The sequence below is a fragment of the Limnoglobus roseus genome (assembly GCF_008254045.1).
Classification (GTDB): Bacteria; Planctomycetota; Planctomycetia; order Gemmatales; family Gemmataceae; genus Limnoglobus; species Limnoglobus roseus.
Map to the genome: position 1 here is coordinate 894,044 of NZ_CP042425.1, position 19,578 is coordinate 913,621.

Genomic DNA, 19,578 nt, shown 5'->3' on the forward strand with positions numbered 1-19,578 from the left:
TAGCCCAGTACTATTCGTGCGGACATCACCCAGTCTTCTCCGGCACGAACGTCGCCAGAAAGTCGAGCAGCGACACGTCGTCGATGATACCTCGGCCAGTCAAGTGGTGGTGCGCGGATGCGAGGTTCATGTAAAGCATCGGATCGGTCAGTTTGCGATCCTGGTAAGACAGTCGGCAACCCGATTCCGCGTGCCGGCAGATCACGCCATATTCATATCGTTCGTCTGTAGTGAACCCCAACGAGCGCAGGTACGAGAGAAATTCCCCGAACGTCGGGAACGGGAACTTCGTCATGCCCCACCCCCCAGCATAGTTATACCCGGCGAGCCGAGCGGCGTAAGCCGCCGGGTGAGGGATGTTGCGACTCACCCGGCGGCTTACGCCGCTCGGCTCGCCAGTCACCCGAAATAGTTCTTCCCCGCGGGCACGTCGCGGTCGCGGTCCACGGTCGGCACCCGCGCGTCGCTCACGATCTCCGTCACCACGGCGGCCGGCGTCTTCTTCCGCAGGCGGCTCTCGGGTCGCAGGATCAGGCGGTGGCCCAACACCGGCTGGGCCATCCGCTTCACGTCGTCGGGGATCACAAAGTCGCGGCCCTGGATCGCCGCCAGCGCTTGCGAACACCGGAACAGCGCGATCGACGCCCGCGGGCTGCCGCCGAGCAGCACGTCCTCGTTCTCCCGGCTGCCGTGGACGATGTCGAGGATGTACTTCACCAATTTCGCGTCGAGGTGCACTTCGCGAACTGCGTCCTGGCAGGCGATCCACTGGTCGGCCGTCACCACCGGTTGCAGGTCGTCGATGGGGTGCTTCCGCTGCAAGATGCCCAGCATCTTCGTTTCTTCCTCGAAGCTCGGGTAGCCGAGCGACAACTTGACGAGGAAGCGGTCGAGCTGCGCCTCCGGCAGCGGGAAGGTGCCCTCCTGATCGACGGGGTTCTGCGTGGCGATCACCAGGAACGGCGGCTTGAGGACGTAGGTCTGTCCGTCGGCGCTGACCCGTCGCTCGGCCATCGCTTCCAGCAGTGCGGCCTGCGTCCGCGGCGTGGCCCGGTTGATTTCGTCGGCCAGCAGCGTCTGCGCGAACACGGGACCGGGCCGGAACTCGAACTCCTGTGTCTTCTGGTTGAAGATGCTCACGCCGGTCACGTCGGTCGGCAGCAGGTCCGGCGTACACTGTAGCCGCTTGAAGCTGGCGCTCACGCTGCGGGCGAGGGCACGGGCGAACATGGTTTTCGCGACGCCGGGCACGTCTTCGAGGAGGATGTGCCCCTCGCACAGGTACGCGGCCAAGGCCAATGCCAACTGCGGCCGCTTGCCGATGATGACCTTCTCCATGTTCGCGACGACCTTCGCTGCCATCGCCGCCACGTCGATGCCCATGCGTGCCTCTTTCAGCGTTCCCAGAGTTTCCGGTCCAGGGTGCGGTAGTTGATCGCTTCCGAGATATGGCCTTCGGACAGGTTCTCGCTGCCCTCAAGGTCCGCGATGGTGCGGGCCACCCGCAGGATGCGGTCGTGGGCGCGGGCCGAGAGGCCGAGCGAGTCCATCGCCGTTTGCAGCAGGCTGCGGCCGCCGGCGTCGGGCACGGCGTACTTCCGCATCTCCCGCGGCGTCATCCGGCTGTTCACGCCGCCCGCGCGGCCGAAGCGTTCCGCTTGCACCGCCCGCGCCTTGTCCACCGACTCGCGCATCGTGCGGCTGCTCGTGCCGTCGGTCAGCTTTGACAGCTCCTCATACGGCACGCTCGGCACTTCGAGGTGCAAGTCGATGCGGTCGAGGAGTGGCCCGCTGAGGCGGCCGAGATACTTTTCCACCGCCATTGGAGAACACTTACACTGATGTTTTGGATCCCCCAAGTATCCACAGGGATAACCCACTGTTTCATTTCCTTGTTAGCCTCTTCGCTACCGACTTCAGGTTCAGGGATGATACGCCAACTGATCACATCAGAGAACTACGAAATCAAGGGCTTTCGGTAGCAGCAATCTCGAAACGAACAGGGGCAACTGTTGCGGTCGTTCGTCGCATCTGTTCTAATCTTCGTCATGATGCCACTACTCCTAACCGTTGCTCTGGCGACAGCGCCCGTTGACATCGAACTCGACACGATCACGGTCGGGGCCGCGTTGAACTTGGACGGCAAGACCGTTCAGGCCGCGTTCGTTATCGGCAAACCATTGCGAACGTACTGTTTGAACATCTTTGCCACTTCATCGGTGCTTCCACCAAAATCGAAAGCGTCTTTGAAAGTGGTCACAAACTCTTCGTTGTTGTTTCGCTCATTCCCCAACAAGTGCTGACCTACGCCCTCGAAGTAGCTCGTGACCCCTGCCAAGATGAAAAAACCCGATGTATGCAACCGGCCTTCGGATTGGAAGTCACATGCCAACGCTTGGGCAACGTCGAGAACATACGTCTTGAAGTTGAGCCGGAAGCGGCCAATCTGGTCTAACACCCATTCCTGATCGGTCATTTTTCTATCTCCCATTGGTCGCTGTCCGGCGTCATGCGGCGAGCGGTTCCAAGCACTTCGGTCCCTCGTTTGTGACTTTGCTAACGTGGCCACTAACCGGAAAGGCTTCCATCTCTGAAGCTGGGTACGGCTTCAGAAGTTCCCGCAGTCGTTTTTCCGACGTTTCGGCGGCGAGCCATTCCGTGAAGTTCTCCGGGCGGACGATGACGGGCATTCGGTCGTGAAACGGCCTGAGTACGTCGTTCGGTTCCGTCGTGATAGAGCAGCAGGTGAATATCTTCGTCGTGCCGTCCTTCCAGCATTCCCATAGTCCCGCCATTGCAAAAAGCCGTCGATCCCGCATGGCGACGTGAAAAGGCTGTTTCGGCATCGTGTTCTGCTGCCACTCATAGAAACCTGTTGCCGGAAGTAGGCAACGACGTTTGGCGAACGCCTGACGAAACATACCCGACGAGTGAACCTTGTCATCTCTAGCGTTGATCGGTCGGATTTTGTGTTCGGAAGTGTCGGCCCATGACGGCAGCAAGCCCCAAGTGATGAACCCGAACCGACACTCTGTGCCGTCCGCTGAACCCAATACGGTCGGAACCTTCTGCCTCGGTGCGACGTTGTAGCGTGCTTCGAGAACTTCCGGCAACATGACGTTACCGAAGAGGCGTTTCACTTCATTTGGGTCGGCGTTGAAGGCGTATCGTCCGCACAAGTTCGGAACCCTCGATGAACTCCCCTTTCATTCTGAACGTATGCGGCCTAGTAGGCCGTCACGCTTTGATTGACGGATAAAGTGAGCGGAGTTTGACCCGTGCGTCGGGCGTGGTGAACCGCCAGTTCACTCCGACCATCTGCTCGTTCCGCTCCTCCTCCCAGGCGGCCACCTCCTTGCGGAGCCGGGCCATCGTCCCGATCCGGCGGTCCAGGCATTGCTTCGACAGGGCGGCGAACTCGATCTCGGCCATGTTCAGCCACGACCCATGCTTGGGCGTGTAGTGCCACTCCAGCCGCTCGGCGATCCGCCGCGCCCGGACCGGGTCGAACGCCTCGTACAGGCAGGCGGTCGAGTGGGTGTTCAGATTGTCGGTGACCAGCACCAGGCGATCGGCATCCGGGTACAGGTCCTCGGCCAGCCACCGGAGCACCTCGGCGAAGTCCTTGGCCGTCCGCCGCTCGGTCGGCATGACGTACCGCCAGCCGAGCAGCGGCTGGAACAGCATGAACAGGTTGGCCACGCCCTCCCGCTTGTACTCGTAGTCGTACCGGGCCGGTAAGCCGGGCCGGGGCGGGAGCGGCACCCGGGTCTCGCTCACCAACTGCTTCGGCTGCTCGTCGATGCAGATGAGCGGGCGATCCTCGTCGTACGGGCGGTGGTACACGTCGAGTACGTCCTCCATCCGCGCCACGAACTCGCCCGACGGCCCGCCCGGCAGGCACCACTGCTCCCGCAGGTGCGGCTTCAGCTCATTTTTTTCAGCGTCCGCCGGACCGTTTCATACGACACGGCGGTCACCACCTCCAACTCGACCAGCTTGTCGGCGAGCATCCGCAGGGTCCACGCCTTGCGGCCGTCCGGTGTTGCCGAACACGCCAGTGCGACCAGCCGCGCTTCGGCGGCCCCGTCGAGGACCGGCGGTCGGGGCGGGGCAGTCCGGGCCCGGGTGGCGAGAGCGGCGTCGATGCCCTCGGTGACGAACCGCTCCCGAATCCGTTCGACCGTTCGGTGCCCGCACCCGAGGGCCTCGGCCACCCGCCGGTCCTCCCACCCTGGCCCGCCTTCCGTCTGGTCTGTCAAAAGCAGGATGCGGGCCCGTGTGACGGTCCGGGCGGACCGCTTTCCGGCCCGAGTCAGCGCGTCCAGACGCCCGCGCTCCTCGCCGGTGAGGGTCACGACGTATCGCTTGCATGGCATGGCGGGCATCCTACCGGGGAGCAAGGGCGCGGGGCGGGGCCGGTTCATTTCACGCCGATTACCGACCCGCGGCAAGGACGAAGGCGTTCATCCAGTTGAGGTCGGTCAGCTTCGGCCACGAGGGGGTGGCCGCGAAGGTGTCGTCAATGGAACGGCTGGGCTCGTCAGTGGACTGGAACCAGACCGCCCCTGTGGTCGCGTCCGTGGCGGCGAGCGCGTACCCTGGGTGCCCGGCCACGGACAGGCAGTAGAACGCCCCCACCCGGCCGACGACGAATTGCCTCGTACTCCCGACCCAAGGCTTATTCCCGAGGTACGAGCGGCCCAGCACCTCCCGGCCGTCCATGGCGATCCGAAGGTCCAGCATCATGCCGTAGTCCTTCGCGTCGACGTATTCGATGACCTCGCACTCGCACCGCCCGTCATCGGACCGAGCAACTTGGTACGTGGTCGGGCCCGAACGAGCCCCGCAGCCGGGCGTAGGGAGGACGATCGCGATCGCCGCGGCGATCGCGGCCATGGCCCTCGCTGCACTCGCCATTTATGCTCTCGTGGTCAAAGGGGGTACGGCATCCCTGATGCGGGTATCAGCTTATCGCGCCCACCTCCACGACGGCTACTTACCCTTCCGCCGAACAAAGCGTGACAAGCCACTAGTCGGTCTACCGTTCTGGTCCCTTCCTCTGTGTGATCTCGACCGTTCCGGTCGATACAACCGGAATGCTGCCCTATTCGGCATCGACGTTCGCCCTCGTCCAAAGATGTTGGTGAAGGGCAATCAACAAGTAAGACTCTATTCGGATGAATTTGCTTTGGCTGTCGGAGCTTCTGAAGCGCTCGGACGGGCAGGTTGGCCGAGCATAGTTGCAATATCTACCAAAAGGTTTGCATCTCTCGCAGTTGCAAGGGTCGATTGAACATCGCCGATTCCCGCCATGTCTGTGATTGCCTCGTCTACAAGTCGTTTGTAATCATCGTGCTTTGACTCTTCCAGGTAGACATTGGCAGCGTAGCAAAGGACAGCGACTTCCAATCTTGGCGGAAGACTCACGGATGAAGGCTTGTATCTGTGTTGTTGATACTCCCGGTATGCTTGTTCGGTAGCGATGCCGTCGAATGAAAGCCGCCCTTGCACTAGTGCGATCACGGCGAGATACTCAATTCGACAAGTTGCATCTGCATCAATTGCACTATGAATCCTTTCTTTCCAATTTGGCGTGGCATGACTTTGGACGATGTGCATATTGTACAGCCATAGCATTGCGATTATGGCTGGCTTATTTGATGCCTTGGCTTTGTCTAGCTGGCTATCAAGCTGATCCATTAGTGGCCGGAGCGTAATCATTGTGGCGGTCGGTTTGGTTAGAAGTTCCATGAAGTACAGGGCAACTCCGCCAAAACGATGCTTGGCATGTTCCTGAGAGAAACCCTCGTGCCGCCATATCCAATATTCTGGAGACATTTCGGCCATCATCATGCCCGGAAGCTGCGACCGCCAATTTACCTCTTCACGCTCAAGTTTCAAAGATGAAGACACGAACGATATCAGTACATGCCTGGCAAGTCGGACAAGGCCAGAATAACTCAGGTACACATCATGCCCGAATCGAATCGTATCGGTGACTGAGTCGCTGCAATTGAATCGAACATCCTCAAGGGCTTCTTCCAGATCATGTACATAGCCTGACCTTGATGTGTAGGCGTTCTTCAGTAGGCGAGGGAGTTCGCTCTTTCGTATCGCCCAATTCCGGCCCTTGGCCTCATCGGTATAAAAGGTATCCCGGACGTGCTTGATGACGAATTCCGAGAATCGTTTCGACAGTTTTAAGTGTTGTGTATTTGTTAGTATGGATTTGATTTCACCAGCAACATTGTAATCTACCCTTGTGAATACACTATCGAGTTTCCGCCTCTGCCCTTCCTCGTAGTCATCCCAATTTGGCGTATGCTTGTCATCTGATACCTTGCCCATCGCCTCCAGCATGTATACCAGCATTGAATAAGCCACGTCAAAATTAGCCTGAATCGCTTCTATAGAATCAGAGAATGCCCGAACGCAAGCGATGACTTTGAGATACTTGCCCCTTGGAAGTGATGTTACGTCAGCCACGAATTTGCCGAACGCATCCCGATCCTCACCAGCGGCGTCAATTCGCCGGTCAAGAAATCGGTCCACATAACGAGTGCCTTGGTTTGCCAGTGATTCTACAATTGCCCTGTTGGGGTGAAAGATGGCCCTGTTCCATACGCAGCATAAGTATCGAAAGTGGTCAACAGCTTCGTCGGAATGAGCTAGTACCATCGGATCTTTGTCGCTGGCACGCTCGTACTTGTTGACGTAGTGGAAGACATAGCTCGATACTAGACCTTCTCCATAATGAGTCCTTCGGAGTTCGCCGACTGGAGTTTTGATGGTTCCGCAACACATCCAATTGGAGTATAAAATCGCCTCTGTGGGCTGTTGCTCAAGCTTTCCTTCTCCCTCAAAGAATCTGCCAGTTAATATCTGCAACATGATTTGTCCCGTATTTCTCTTGTCGCTTGTTGTTCTGTGCCTCGCCTTCTGTTGCTCTCTGGCCATATGCGAAGCGTTCGCATTACTGATTACATCATGTGTCAAGCATGTCCCATTCTTCTCCTAAAACCCATCGAAGGGAGGACAGCTTTCCGTTCAACATGCCCCACTCGAAGTCATCCCAGGGACCAAGATTCTCTAGCCCGTACTCTTGCTCCTTCTTCTTCGCTGCCAACATCGCTCGCTTCCAAACTTCCGGGTCGCATCCGTCCGGGTCGTACTTGCCCGGATATGGCCTCAGTTTGACCAATCCTTCTTCGATCTTCTCTTCGTAGACTTTGTGGCGGTTGTACCAAACCTTGTCGATTAGTACCTCGATCTCGTCAACGATTTCGTCCGTGGCACGGGGCTGCTCGGCGTACTCCTCGTACTCCAAGTCATCTACTACCCTACTGCCCACTGTCATGATGGCGTCTTTCAGCGTGACAAAATACCGAACCTTGCGCTTCGTAAAGATGCCGTCGAAGTCGGGGTGATGCTGTCTGTGGTCGCCTTTCGGTTGGCTGAAGTCGTCCTTGTTGTGGGTCACGAAACCGAACTGATGGCCCGTTGTCCCCTTGCCTTTAACCACTTCGGCGAAGGCTTCGATCAGAATGGCGTCGGCAGTGCTGTTCTTCTTCCCGTAAGGGGCTTGCTTCTTCAGCCCCCGTTCCAACGCCCGCAGCTTGGTAGCGTCTGTGACCGGGATGGTTTCGGCCTTCTTCAGTAGTTGTTCCACGAAGGCGGTGATCCCGGTCAGGTCGCCAAGCCGGGGAAGTCGCTGGTCGATGTCATTCAACTGTGCCAGCGCCCCCGTTTTGCCCCTACCCTGCCCGTGCTGGTCCAGTAGGTCTTTCGCCCGCTTCAAAGCGCTGGAGAGGCTTTGGCGATTCGTGTTGAGGATGGTCCCTTTGTTCCGCTCGAACTCCTCCAGGACAAGCGGCGGCAGCATGACCGCAATCTTTCCCTCTCCCATTAGGGCATCCAGCGCCCGAAGGAAAGTGTGCTGGTGGTGGTCTTTGGCCAAGTCGATCCAGACGCAGGTATCAATCAGCAGCTTTAGCACGAATCACCCCCGAACCGTACCGGATGCTACACTGATCGGACCCACGGGAAGACTTGCTGGTTCGTGCGGAATCCCATGTTTTCTAGGCGAATGAGTTGCTGAGTTCAAATCCACAATTTGCTTGACACGGGACGCCGTGGTGGGCGAGCGAGATTTCGCCCGGTTGTGGCGGGACGCCGCCGCCGACCATGCCGGCGTCGAGAAGGTTGGAAGGGATAACGGGAGGATTTGACAGATGACTGAGTCTCCCGTTATCCCTCTGGCGTTGTCACCTAGATGGTAGGAAAATGGTCGATAACTCATGACTGGTGAGTTCCAGACGGTCTTGCCACTAGATTTCTTACTGAAATCAGAGTAGGGTAGGGCAAAGTGAAAGGCTAGACTCGGGGCCAGCGTGAGTATTGGGCATGGGGGGAAAGAAGACTGTACTGGTGCCAACATCAGTAGCGGGAACTGCGACTGCCCCACAACTGGTGTCCTTAGAGCAAGCGTCCACTAGACTGAGGTTTACCCCCCGATTGATTATCAAGTGCATAAGCTATCAGGCTAGAAAGAACGGTGGCAGTAAGCTGAAATGCACAGATCGGAATGGGGAGCCGTACTTTAGTGCGGTAGACTTAGACAATTACGATCAAGACCTAAAGAAACCGTGGGTAGATAATCCAAAAGATGCGCGACCGGACATCCCAGAATTCTTTAAGTTGTACCTGCAATGCGAAACTGGAATGAAGTGCGGCTTATGTGACTCCTCATATGCAGGAGAATACGCACACATAGAACCCCAGGGCAAACGCACCTAAATCGCCTGAAAAGGTAGTGCTTCGTCCCTCCACTCAGGTCTTGTTCAGCACCAGGTCGACGACCCAGCAGCCCAGAGCGTGTCCGCCGTCACCGCGGCAATGGTTCAACACTTCGGGGTCATCGCAGCCGGCCTCCTCCAGGGCATCTGCCAGCACCGGCAGGCGGTCGAACGCCCTGTCGGCGTAGATGCCATTGGCCAGGGCGACGACGGTGGACGTGAGCCAGGACGGGGGGATCACGGCGTGCCGGCGGTACGGAATCCCGAAGATGCAGTTCAGGACCTCGACCTGACCCTTCCGTCCGATGCTGCCCGCCGTCCACCGCATTGCCATCATCGCCCCGTAATCCGCTTGTGCCCACAACGCCAAGCTCACGGCGGCGGCCCCGGAGGCGTCGTTCGCTGCGTCCTGTCCATCCGGCCAGCCACGCTCCGTGACGGCGGCCGCCGCCCCCTCAATCTCCATCGCCTCGGCCGACGAGATCAGCTTGTCGGCGTACCGCTCGGCGGCCTCCACTGCCGCTCGGCTCCGCTCGTCCGCCAGGAGCGGCCACACCCGCCGGCAGAAGGCAGCGGCGGCGAGCCGCCACTTACGGCCGCTAACGCCATTCCTCGGCAGCGCCTGGAGGACGGCCTCCGGATCGAGGGTGGCCAGCCATTCTTCTTTGGTCATCGTGCGGCGTCCGATTCACCGGCCCCAGCCGAGGGCGAGAGAGTCAACTTCAGTGTGGCCGCCAGCAACCTCCGGGGCAAGCCAGGGCATGGGCCTGGTAGTCACCCTCACCGGGGATGTGGGCGGCGTGGTCGTCAGGAGGTACACCCAGAGGCAGCTACGGAGGGCTGCCATGCCGACGAAGGACGTGTCGATCGCCCGGTACTTCACCGACCTGCCCGACCCTCGGATGGACCGGACGAAGAAGCACACCCTGGGCGACATCCTGGTGATCGCGCTGTGTGCGGTGGTGTGCGGGGCCGACTCATGGGAGGAGGTGGAGGCGTTCGGGGAAGCCAAGCGCGACTGGCTCGGGAAGTTCCTGACCCTGCCGAATGGCATCCCCAGCCACGACACGTTCGGCCGGGTGTTCGCCCGGCTCGACCCGAATCGGTTCGGCGAGTGCGTGGCCGGGTGGATGGCGGCGGTGTGTGAGGTGGCCAGGCTGAAGCACATCGCAATTGACGGCAAGGCGTGCCGGTCCGCCCCCCGGAACACGTTCAGCGGGTGCCTCCACCTCGTGAGCGCGTGGGCGGCCGAGAACCGGCTGATCCTCGGGCAAGCAGGCGTGGCCGACGGGTCGCACGAGATCGCCGCCATCCCCGAGCTGCTCCGCGTGCTCGACCTGAAGGGCGCGCTGGTGACGCTCGACGCGGCCGGCTGCCAGAAGGAGATCGCCAAGCAGATCCGCAAGAACGGTGGACACTACCTGCTGTCGGTGAAGGGGAACCAGCCGGCCCTCCACGACGCCGTGTTCGGGGTGTTCGACCGGGCGTGCGAAACCGACTTCGCCGGGGTGAAGCACGACGGGCACGAAGCGGTCGAGGATGGCCATGGGCGGCACGAGGAGCGGTACGTCACCGCCATCTACGACCCGCCAGGGCTACCACCCGAGTGGCCGGATGTGGCAGCGGTGGTGCTCGTCGGTCGGGAGCGCGAGGTGAAGGGGAAACGTACCGACACCGCCCATTACTACATCACGAGCTTGAAGGGGACTGCGGCCGAGCTGGGGCGATTGATCCGCCGGCACTGGGCGGTGGAGAACGAGTTGCACTGGTGCCTGGACGTGGCGTTCAGAGAGGACGCGAACAAGACGGCGGCCGGGCACGCCGGAACCAACCTCGGGTTGGTGCGACGGGTGGCGGCCTCGCTCCTCAAGCAAGACCCGGGCAAAGGCAGCATCAAAGGGAAGCGGTTCAAAGCCGCCCTTGATGAGGGCTACCTGTTGCAGGTCTTACAGGGATTCCTTGAGGATTAGATGCGTTCGCCCTGCATAGAACCCTGGGAGAAATGCCTACACCATCACCCACTCAATCTTATCAACCTGTGTACTAAATGCCATACAGGTTTTGACATCGAACGGCGTATCTCGACACTAGAAGTGCAAGCGGCTAAAGAACGGCTTCTTGAGAGACTGCTAATGAGCCGGAATAGCCAAGCGGATGTACGCGACCCAACATCACTTGCTTCTATATGCAAAGCTATAGTCAAACTGTTGGAAGAGAACCGGGTGATCTTCGAAAACTTCGGTCCTGAATCGCCACTTGCTGAAACTTCTTTCGAGTTTGGGGCTGATAGGGTTTGGAAGCAGCGACGCAAAGATACGATCTTGCCAAACAACAAAAAGATTGTCATTATTCTCAATAGCCATAGGCACTTGTACGACTCCGACGAATCGTTCAGGTTACTAGTCGAAACGTATATTGCTCACGAAATGTCTTATGAATCGTTCGTTATGTCCCCTAGCAAATCGCACGACAACTTCCGATTCCCAAAAGCGTTTGCCGAACGGGTGTATAAAGAGGCAGCTTAACAATGTCACACGACGTAAACCCTGGCGGCATACGATTCTTTGAATCAGCAATGAACAAGCATGGCGCAGTGACGGAGTGTGTGGAAGTGAGCAGTCAATTCTACCGCATAGAGCGTAAGAAGGGCGGAACGCTATACGTCTACCTCACTGGGATGTATGTGGTTGGCTCGATGGATTACTACGAGATCCACCGAGACTATCCTTTGCTAACAACTATTGTGCTTGCGGGTCAGTGGCAGAACATTGCACCCGACGCAAAGGATGAAGCTGCTAAAAGGCAAGTCGGGGTGTTCAAAGTCAAAGGCTTTATGGGGTGCTTGAACCGACGCGATCACTGGAAGTTCGACGGACCATCTACTATCGACTAGAGGCCAAAAAAAATGGACTCCACAAATCTCTTCAATGTGGCATCTGGCTTACTGGCGAAGAATCCCCCACCGATGGCCGTTGAGGCTTGGGGCTTTGGTGGCTATGCGGAGAATCCCGATTCGGCTTCGGATGTAGACATCCTACTAATTTTCCGCGACGGAGCATTGCATAAGCGAGAGGAAATCTGGGAGCATTGCGCTGCCTTGAAAGTAACCTTTGAATCTTTGACCGGCAAGGAGTTAGACATTTCACGCCTAACGGCTAAAGAGGCTGCTGATACTGGCTTCATAGCTATAACTAATGCTATTCACATCTGGTCGCACTCTTAGTTAGTTCCACCTACTCCACTTCTCATTAGGCTTGGCCGCAAGTCCGACGATTCTGGAATCAAGAAGCCGGTACAGTTCCTTCGCGTCGTCCTTGAGGTGCTTGAGAGGAATGGCGAGCGTCAGCGTTGCGATAAGTTCCCCGAGTTCGCCCCTCGCACACAGCCAGTCCGATTGCGTGTGACCTTTCAGCTTGGAACACCCTTGTGCGAAATTCAAAAGAACGCCACTTGAAGAACGTGCGGCCTGATCCCACAAGTTGCTCCAGCGGGGGCTTTCATGGGCGACGCCGTGCAGGTCTTGGACGGCTTGGGCCAGTGCTAGGCTTCGCTGGTAAACCTCATCGGCTTCTAGCTGGTCGGCTGTCGTGCGAAGGATGGCGTCGGTGACGGTGTGGGGGTCGAAATTAGTCATGCGGTAGATATGCACCTACCGATAACTTTCACCCGAAATTCGTCAACGCCTTTTGAAGCCGTTCGACTACTTCGCCTGCCGCCCTCGGGTCGTGAGGCTTTGGGTGCTTCGCCTTCTTCTCGTTCGCAAGTGCGACGTTAGCAGCCTTCCGCCGCGCCGTGATTTCCTTAACGGTGTCGGCGATGATCGGATGGTCAGCCCGCCATCGGTCGAGGTAATCACTGACGCCGTCGCCGAAGCGTAGGCAGTAATGGTGTAACTCGTAGGCTTGGGCGAGTTGCTCCAGCGTTGCACCGATCTCGTCCACGTCGAGGAAGTGTTCTTGCCGCTGGACGAACTCCAACAGCTTGCGGCGGAACTTCTCGCTCTTCGTCTCGGGTCGCGTCCGTTGCTTCCGACGCTGACGGTAGGCACGCTGGCGGTCGGCGTTCGTCTGGTGCTTCTTCTTCTGCGGCATGGTCACTCCTTACGAATCGTAACATTACATTATAACGTTACGGTTCATGACCGTTACAGTTGAATCGGGGCGGGGGGCAAGTCGAACGCCGTCGCTCACTCGCCGCATGGCTTGTAGGGCTGCGCCACCTACTGCCGCTGCCGCGAAGATGTGGTTCCATGTTCCACTCTGGCGGAAGGTGGTGTTCGGGTCGCGGGGGAGTTGTGGCCCACTTCTGCCCGACCCGCATGGGACCGTATTGCCGCTTCGCGGGGGTCGTGTCCACTTCTGGCGGGTTCGTACAGGACATGTCCGCCCGGAGCGAAGCGGAGGGGACCAGAGGTAGCTTGCGAAGGTTCGTTCCGCAGGGGGTCGGGAGCGAAGCGGACGCCCCCGGAGGAAGTAACTCCCTCTATAACCATCCTCCGTAAATACCTCCTCTATAACTCACCTCTATAAATGTGCCATCTACGCTTCTTCGCATGTCAAGTTCTCGTCTCTGGCGTGTCAGTTTCACTTCACGAAAAAAGTCACGATTGCATCACATTCGTCATTATTTCGTCATGGGTCCAGACTACCATAAGGGTGCCATACGCACGGGTATTGAGCGCGATTGGCTTTACAACTGGTCCAGACTTAAAGAGCTAAAATGATCTCGGCATACATTCTGAACATGACAGGGAAGAAGGGGGCGAAACCCGTGCTTAGCATCCGGCAGCGTCTCATTTACGGTCGCTTGGCTCCGCTCCGTCGCCCGGTACCGGCGAAACGGCTGTCGGACATGCTCGGCGGTCTCATCAACCGACAGACGATTTCAATCCATCTTGAAAAGCTGGCAACGCTCGGGCTGGTCCAGAAGCACGCGAACGGGTGGGTCGCAGTGGAACCGCCGGAAGATTTGCGGAAGGCATTTTCACTTCTCAAGAACCCGCCAGAAGGTCGCGGCTGGCACTCCCTGTACGCCAGTTGGAAGCTGCCGTTGCCCGCGAAGATGCCGTTCCCCGGTCACCGGAATGCGGTAGAACTTTATGCGGCGTACTGGAAGATTCGCGGTGCCGAGTATCACGGAACGCCCTGGAACAATGTTTGGCTGGGGCTGATGCTGGGAGTCACCCGGCAGGCAGTGTCACACATCCTGATGGCCTTGAGAGACGAAGGGCTTTTGACCGCCGATTACCGCTGCCAGAAGCACAACTTCGAGTTGCAGACGGAAGAGGTGGTGAAGGAAAAGAAGAAGTCGCTGACGGGCGGGAAGGGGTGCGCACTCGACATCCGGGTGAACAGCTTGGCGAAGGCGGAAGACATTCACGCCGTCATCGACCAGTTGACCGCTGGTAACTACATGCTCCGCAGCCAGATTTATGACATTGTCGGGGAAGCGTTGAAGGAACACAAGAAGAACGAAAAGCCGGGTGACGGGTCGGCCCTGGTGCTGAACTGGCTGAACGCCCGTCTGAGAACCCGCCACGGCATCGAGGACGGCGCACAACAGAAGCTGGCCGAATCCGTCGCCGTGTCCGTCGCCCAGGACGAAGCCCGCGTCCGCGTCGAACAAGAGATTGCCGAGAAACGCAAGACGCGGAAGTCTGCCGCCGAACAGGTCGCGGCGTTCGCACTGCCCGGAGAGAATCTGAGGCCGTCGAACCTCAGGTCGCTGCGCACGGTCGGGGAACTAGAAGCTGCACTCCCGAAGCTGCGGCCCGGAATGACCACAGCGGAAATCATGGAAATCACCCGCCCGTCGAAGACGCCGGAACCCGTTACGGTCGCGGTGCCGTGCTTCCGGGGGAACGCTCTCCGTGATCCTGAACCAGTCATCATGCCCACGGCAGAGGATGACGCCCGATTCGATTTCTCGGGTGGCACGTCGTTCCGCGAGGAAGAGGACGACATCGAGAGTCTTCCTGACAGCTTCTTCGCGGCAGCTTGAGGGACAAAACAGCCTCTATACAGGTAATCCAAAAATCACCAAATTCGTACCGCGCTAGTGATTATTTCCGTTGCCTCATAGTTCAGAGGGGCTTATCGTCATCGTTGCCGGATAGATGAACCGTACATTCACGGGGACAAGAAATGAAAACCGCCGAAGGAACAGTTCGGAACTTGGCGAAGAAGTCGCAACCTGAACGATGGGAAATCTGCGTTTACCGCGAGCAAATGGAGCGGCTGCCGTTCCAAGATGGACAGCCGGTAGACATTACACTTCGTCTCGGTGACGACGAATACAAAGGGCTACTTCGTTCTACGGAGCGAATGAGGAAACAGTATAAGCGAATATGGATTTCGGAAGCTATCCACACCATGAGCGGCGAGCCGTGCAGACTCATAGACGTATTGCGCCCTCACGGCTACTCCAATAAGGGGAAGGTCACGATAACGATCCTTGATGATGGCACGTTTGTTCTCAATCGCCTGTAGACACTAGAATGCCATCATGAGCGATGTGAGCCTGAAAGCCGAACAAGACATGACCGTTGAAGTGGAAATAAGCCCCCCGTCAATCACTTCAACGGACGTGTCTTCGGCCCCGTCAACTGACGATCCTTCTTCCCACACCCACACGGCTTCTTTTCGCCTACAGTGGCCTTCTCTGGCGTCTTCTGATCCTCGGTAGGCGAAGACATCCCCACGGCTGCCGGCGGCGTTTTGGGGGCTGCCTGTGCAATCCTGGCCGATCCTGCCGCAATCCGCATCAACGCCAGACGCTTCGCATGGTCCGTGATGCCCGAGAAATGCAGGAACTGGCCCTGCGGGAACAACTTCATCGCTTTGTCGTTCCAGTGTTGCCAGTGGATTCGGCGGGTCATTGGCCAGATTGGAAAGCCAAGTTGGTGCAACCGCATGGAAATGTGGACCTGTTCGGCGCAGTGCGTCAATTGAAACGGTCGCGTCATCGGCTTGAACGCTTCCCGGTGCTGGCGAGAGGCTACCCAAAAGCCCGTGTTAAACATGCCCCGAGGGATGATCTGGCCGTAACCCTGACTCCGACACAGCCATTCAAACTCCTGCCAAATCCAGGCATAAGCCAGCCCCATGAACGGCGTCTCGTCATGAACTGCCACCTGATCGGCAGGAATCAGGTCGAACAAGTTCGGGGCGGTCGCTCTGATGACGATGTCACTGTCAACGTAGACGATGCGTTCGTAGTGGTCGAAGAACAACTCGCTGCGGAACTTATCCCAGAAGACGAAGGCGGGGTTCGTCGGATCGCCGGTGATCTCATGGTAATCGGCACCCACCTTTGCGGCGTAAGCCTGAATCGAAGGTCGGCTGATCTCCAGAAGTTCTCGGCCACGGTCGCCAGTCCCGAGGGTCACGACCGCGAACCTGCTCTTCGGCGTGATCGCGGGCAGGGGCGGAAGCGCAACGGGTTCAATCCACTGGTCGGGCTGCTGTAGCCGGTGGACGTAGCCTGTCTTCGATTGGTCCTCAGTGGCTAAAATCATCATACCTCGGTGATTGTGAGCGTCGTTTCGCCGCACGCCCCGCACGTCGCCCCGCCGGTCGAATAGGTGACGGTCAGACTGAACGGTGAAAAACTGTCAGGCGTGTACGTCCCCGGTGGCGGGCCGCAGTAGTCCCCATAGGCCACCAGTTCGACCGTCCCTGCCTCATCGTTCACGATCATTCGCACGCCGTACCCTCGGTTGTCGTTAGCACATTCTGCGATGTCCCCGCCCCCGTAGCTGCCGTAGTAGTTGCAGGACGCCATCGGGTCGGGCGTGAGTTCGTGCCATCCCGCCGCGAATGCGTTGCAAATGCCGCACAACGGTCCTTCGGTCTTGAACTGAAGACTTGCGCCGAACGTGCAACCGCCGCTGCCGCCGCCATCCCCGCCGTTGCAGCACAGTTCGACGGACTCTGCGGGGCATTCGGTGAACTGGATTCCGTTGTTGGTTCCCTGCGCCAACGTGCCACAACCGATGCCATCCCAGTAGGATTCCCAATTACACTGCTCTAACGCTCCGTCGTAAAGTTGTACAAGCCAATACGCCTCGCACGAAGTCGGTGGGGTCATGTACAGGTAAAGGCCGTCGCCGAATGCAGCGATGTACCCGTCACCGCCGAAGCTCTCGAACGGGTAGGACGTGCCGTTGATGATGACGGAGAACTCGCAGTCGTGGCAGTCGGTCGGCGTCAGGTAGCATTGATCCGTACAGTCGAGTTGCGTAGCGAACGGCCCGACGCTGCCCTCTGGCTGAACCGCCGACAGGGTACAAGAACCCGCGTAGCACCAGTAGTATTCTTGTGGCGGCGGATCGCACGTTTCGCAACACGGGATGACGATGTCCTCGTCGTTGCTGCCGTCAGCGGTCAAGGTGCAACCGTCGAAGCTGAATGCCGTCGTTGTCACTTTCAGTGTCGGTGTCGGACAACCTGCCGTGAGGGTGATGGCGGTAACGGCACTGAAGACGCCAGACAGAGAGACGTTCACTTTGCCGTCGTCATCGATAGACACGCAGTTGCCGGGGTTGACTTCCAGCTTACACCCGGTGGTCGCAATCAGCCCCGGCCCTGCCAAGTCGCCAGCGTGAACGCCGATCTTTTCGCCGCCTTCAAGAGTGATGCCGCATCCGGTGTCGAGGTATGCTTGACATTCTGACTCGTTCCACGCGATGCCCGCCCCGAACAACGGCCCACCATCTACGACAATCGTGCCGGGGTCGCAGCCGGTCGGGTCGTCCTCGGCTTCTACAATCCGCAGCCCGCAGCACACTTCGACTTCCGACGCTGCCGACACGATCCAGATACTATCTCCCTCCAACGTGTCGCCCGAACGCTGCCCGATGTACCTGCGACCTTCCACCAGCGTATCGTCTTCGTTGCACGGAAGCACGACGACAGAGGCGAACGTTTCCCACACTTCGTTCACGGCGTCGTAATAGTTGACCGTACCTTCGTACTCGCCATCTTCAGCCAGCGTTACCGTGATCCAGCCTTCCTGACGGTTGCTACCACCAGACGCACCCGCACCACTGCCGCCGCTGGTATTCAGCAGGGCTTTGAGTTTGTCGGCGGTGCCTTGAGAGAGAACGTAAGACATCGGTCCTTATGGGGTCAGAATGGAGTTAAAAGCCCTCTGCTTGCAATCCTTGAACAAGAGGTAAACAAGAGCGTCCCCGAGAGGAAGTTTCCTGCCGCTGCCATCGAGGGGGACAGGGTCTGTGACGAAGTTGCCCTGACTGTCCTTGATCTTCTCGTTCGGCATCGTGGTCGAAATGTACTCATACGTTCCACAGTCCAGAACGCGAACATCCCAATCCGGGTCGCCAATCAAGAACGTCAAATCAATCTGGTAGTAATACAAATTCTGCTCAAAGACACTTTGGATTTCATACCCTGTGCATTTCAACGTGTTCGGCGCGAACCCCAGGAACGTGTCATTGTTCACCGCCCCTGTGTAATCAGCCTTCTTGCCCCACGGTGCGTAGGCAAGCCAAGTCGTGATTGTGATTCCGGGGATGTATCTTTTTCGCATGACCGGCGGGCTGAATGCTTGGCCGTTGCTGGCCCGCACTTTCTTGCTCGGCATGCTGTAATCTGTGGTGAGGGCTTCTTCGACTTCTACAGTCACGCTCTTCACCATCAGGGGGCGCAACGTGGGTTCTTGGGTGGCCGCTGGTGTGGGCTGCGTGCCGGCGTTCAGGTCGCTGGAACCTGTGCCGTTGTCGAAAGGCTTGCTGTCGTAGTTGGCGATGAACTTCCAGAAATTCAACTGGCCCTGTACGGGGTCGCTGCTCTGACTCTTGCATCTGGCCCAGAGGTCAACTTCGCTGCCGCCGCAGTTGTACTGGCTGTAGAGGCCGACGCTGTACGCAAGCCCCACAGCGTTAGCCACTGCCCTCGGCCCGTCGTTCACGTCGTCGGTTTCTACCAGCCATTCCCGGCGGTAAGACCTATAACCCTGCTCGTCAATCGACCCGACGCGGGGCATTTCTGTCATGTTGATGATCGCCATGACGGTATCTATGGCGGTCACTAGAATTCACTGTAGGTCATTAAAAGATGAGTTCCGCGAGGGCGAGAGATGACAAAAGAAGAATGGCTGGTCACCAGCGATGTTGCCACAATGCTGCAATCGCTTGATCCGCACAAGTACGATAGAAAGCTACGGCTTTTTGCTTGTGCCTGTTGTTACAGGATATGGAAGTTTCTTGACAGCGATGTCAGCCGCGAGCTTCTTGACGTTTCAGAACGTTTTGCCGATGGCAAGGTAGCTTATGAGTACTTGGAGAAGACAGTCGTGAGGCTCAACACCTCAGAAGGTGAACACCATCGGGCTATACAGGCAGTTAGGACTGGAGCGGCGGCGTTTCAGGCAAGCTACAAATCATCTGCATACAGTATACAATTATGTGCAAAGTATGCCGCTGATGCCGTGGGCCTTGCTGCCGATATTGGCCTGAACCAACAGTTCAAACGATGGTCGGCCCAACACACTGAAGAGCAATGCCAGAGATCCATCCTGACTGACATAATACCGTTCCCAGAGTACAACGTCGATCTCGATTCCTCTTGGTTCTCATCAACTGCCGTTGCTATTGCTCAGGGCATATACGACGACAAGTCATTCGACCGCTTGCCGATTCTTGCCGACGCTCTTCAAGACGCTGGGTGCGAGGACGAGAACATACTAAACCATCTTCGCAGTGATGGCTCGCACGTCCGTGGCTGTTGGGCTTTGGACCTTGTTCTTGGCAAGGAATGAA

Annotated in this window: 21 protein-coding genes; 5 read left to right on the plus strand and 16 right to left on the minus strand. The window is 58.1% G+C overall.

Annotated features, from left to right (window positions below; all coding sequences use genetic code 11):
* Window positions 1–25: 25 nt before the first annotated feature.
* From PX52LOC_RS03510 to PX52LOC_RS42275, 11 genes are all read right to left on the minus strand, one after another.
* Window positions 26–295 (minus strand): hypothetical protein, encoded by a 270-nt coding sequence (locus PX52LOC_RS03510; protein WP_149108786.1) that lies wholly within the window; start codon window positions 293–295, stop codon window positions 26–28.
* 104 nt (window positions 296–399) lie between these two features.
* Entirely contained in the window at window positions 400–1,383 is a 984-nt protein-coding gene (locus PX52LOC_RS03515) for an AAA family ATPase (protein WP_149108787.1), read from the minus strand.
* 11 nt (window positions 1,384–1,394) lie between these two features.
* Window positions 1,395–1,880, minus strand: coding sequence for a magnesium chelatase subunit ChlI family protein (locus PX52LOC_RS03520; protein WP_261345054.1), 486 nt, complete (start codon window positions 1,878–1,880; stop codon window positions 1,395–1,397).
* A 272-nt stretch (window positions 1,881–2,152) separates the two neighbouring features.
* The gene (locus PX52LOC_RS03525; RefSeq protein WP_149108788.1) at window positions 2,153–2,476 is read right to left on the minus strand and encodes a hypothetical protein; all 324 of its coding nucleotides are present in this window, start codon (window positions 2,474–2,476) and stop codon (window positions 2,153–2,155) included.
* Between the two features lie 31 nt (window positions 2,477–2,507).
* Complete coding sequence (locus PX52LOC_RS03530) at window positions 2,508–3,179, minus strand: SOS response-associated peptidase (protein WP_149108789.1); 672 nt, start codon at window positions 3,177–3,179, stop codon at window positions 2,508–2,510.
* Window positions 3,180–3,237: 58 nt separating this feature from the next.
* Window positions 3,238–4,379, minus strand: a protein-coding gene (locus PX52LOC_RS03535) for an IS630 family transposase (RefSeq protein WP_390635889.1) whose coding sequence is annotated in 2 segments (ribosomal slippage) — window positions 3,238–3,941 and window positions 3,941–4,379 — 1,143 coding nt in all. Because the reading frame shifts where the segments join, the coding sequence is not laid out codon by codon here.
* A gap of 58 nt (window positions 4,380–4,437) precedes the next feature.
* Window positions 4,438–4,899: a hypothetical protein gene (locus tag PX52LOC_RS03540; protein ID WP_149108791.1), complete on the minus strand. Its 462-nt coding sequence runs from the start codon at window positions 4,897–4,899 to the stop codon at window positions 4,438–4,440.
* A 273-nt stretch (window positions 4,900–5,172) separates the two neighbouring features.
* Window positions 5,173–6,894 (minus strand): hypothetical protein, encoded by a 1,722-nt coding sequence (locus PX52LOC_RS03545; protein WP_149108792.1) that lies wholly within the window; start codon window positions 6,892–6,894, stop codon window positions 5,173–5,175.
* 94 nt (window positions 6,895–6,988) lie between these two features.
* The gene (locus tag PX52LOC_RS03550; protein ID WP_149108793.1) at window positions 6,989–7,999 is read right to left on the minus strand and encodes a PIN domain-containing protein; all 1,011 of its coding nucleotides are present in this window, start codon (window positions 7,997–7,999) and stop codon (window positions 6,989–6,991) included.
* Between the two features lie 82 nt (window positions 8,000–8,081).
* On the minus strand, window positions 8,082–8,234 hold the full coding sequence (locus tag PX52LOC_RS43675; protein WP_390637613.1) for an ATP-binding protein: 153 nt from the start codon (window positions 8,232–8,234) through the stop codon (window positions 8,082–8,084).
* Between the two features lie 598 nt (window positions 8,235–8,832).
* Entirely contained in the window at window positions 8,833–9,471 is a 639-nt protein-coding gene (locus PX52LOC_RS42275; RefSeq protein ID WP_246173547.1) for a hypothetical protein, read from the minus strand.
* 172 nt (window positions 9,472–9,643) lie between these two features.
* Between PX52LOC_RS42275 and PX52LOC_RS03565 the strand changes: the two genes are divergently transcribed.
* The 3 genes from PX52LOC_RS03565 to PX52LOC_RS03575 all read left to right on the plus strand — a co-directional run bounded on the left by PX52LOC_RS03565 (window position 9,644) and on the right by PX52LOC_RS03575 (window position 12,021).
* A complete protein-coding gene (locus PX52LOC_RS03565) occupies window positions 9,644–10,768 on the plus strand; it encodes an ISAs1 family transposase (protein WP_149108794.1) in 1,125 nt (374 codons plus the stop codon).
* Window positions 10,769–11,323: a hypothetical protein gene (locus PX52LOC_RS03570; protein WP_149108795.1), complete on the plus strand. Its 555-nt coding sequence runs from the start codon at window positions 10,769–10,771 to the stop codon at window positions 11,321–11,323.
* Between the two features lie 380 nt (window positions 11,324–11,703).
* Complete coding sequence (locus tag PX52LOC_RS03575) at window positions 11,704–12,021, plus strand: nucleotidyltransferase domain-containing protein (protein WP_149108796.1); 318 nt, start codon at window positions 11,704–11,706, stop codon at window positions 12,019–12,021.
* Here PX52LOC_RS03575 and PX52LOC_RS03580 read toward each other — a convergent pair whose 3' ends face one another.
* Both PX52LOC_RS03580 and PX52LOC_RS03585 read right to left on the minus strand, forming a co-directional pair.
* Window positions 12,022–12,432, minus strand: a complete 411-nt coding sequence (locus tag PX52LOC_RS03580; protein WP_149108797.1) for a four helix bundle protein — start codon at window positions 12,430–12,432, stop codon at window positions 12,022–12,024.
* A gap of 28 nt (window positions 12,433–12,460) precedes the next feature.
* Entirely contained in the window at window positions 12,461–12,889 is a 429-nt protein-coding gene (locus PX52LOC_RS03585; protein ID WP_149108798.1) for a hypothetical protein, read from the minus strand.
* A 628-nt stretch (window positions 12,890–13,517) separates the two neighbouring features.
* Between PX52LOC_RS03585 and PX52LOC_RS03590 the strand changes: the two genes are divergently transcribed.
* Window positions 13,518–14,798, plus strand: a complete 1,281-nt coding sequence (locus tag PX52LOC_RS03590; RefSeq protein ID WP_149108799.1) for a helix-turn-helix domain-containing protein — start codon at window positions 13,518–13,520, stop codon at window positions 14,796–14,798.
* Between the two features lie 571 nt (window positions 14,799–15,369).
* On the opposite strand, the gene PX52LOC_RS03595 is transcribed toward PX52LOC_RS03590, so the two are convergent.
* From PX52LOC_RS03595 to PX52LOC_RS03605, 3 genes are read right to left on the minus strand one after another with little or no spacing between them, the layout of a single operon-like run.
* On the minus strand, window positions 15,370–16,317 hold the full coding sequence (locus PX52LOC_RS03595; protein WP_149108800.1) for a glycosyltransferase family protein: 948 nt from the start codon (window positions 16,315–16,317) through the stop codon (window positions 15,370–15,372).
* A complete protein-coding gene (locus PX52LOC_RS03600; protein ID WP_149108801.1) occupies window positions 16,314–17,912 on the minus strand; it encodes a hypothetical protein in 1,599 nt (532 codons plus the stop codon). Before PX52LOC_RS03600 ends, PX52LOC_RS03595 begins: the two co-directional genes overlap by 4 nt.
* A gap of 6 nt (window positions 17,913–17,918) precedes the next feature.
* Complete coding sequence (locus PX52LOC_RS03605) at window positions 17,919–18,827, minus strand: hypothetical protein (protein WP_149108802.1); 909 nt, start codon at window positions 18,825–18,827, stop codon at window positions 17,919–17,921.
* 69 nt (window positions 18,828–18,896) lie between these two features.
* On the opposite strand from PX52LOC_RS03605, the gene PX52LOC_RS42280 reads away from it, so the two are divergent.
* Window positions 18,897–19,577: a hypothetical protein gene (locus tag PX52LOC_RS42280; protein ID WP_178132538.1), complete on the plus strand. Its 681-nt coding sequence runs from the start codon at window positions 18,897–18,899 to the stop codon at window positions 19,575–19,577.
* Window position 19,578: the final 1 nt, after the last annotated feature.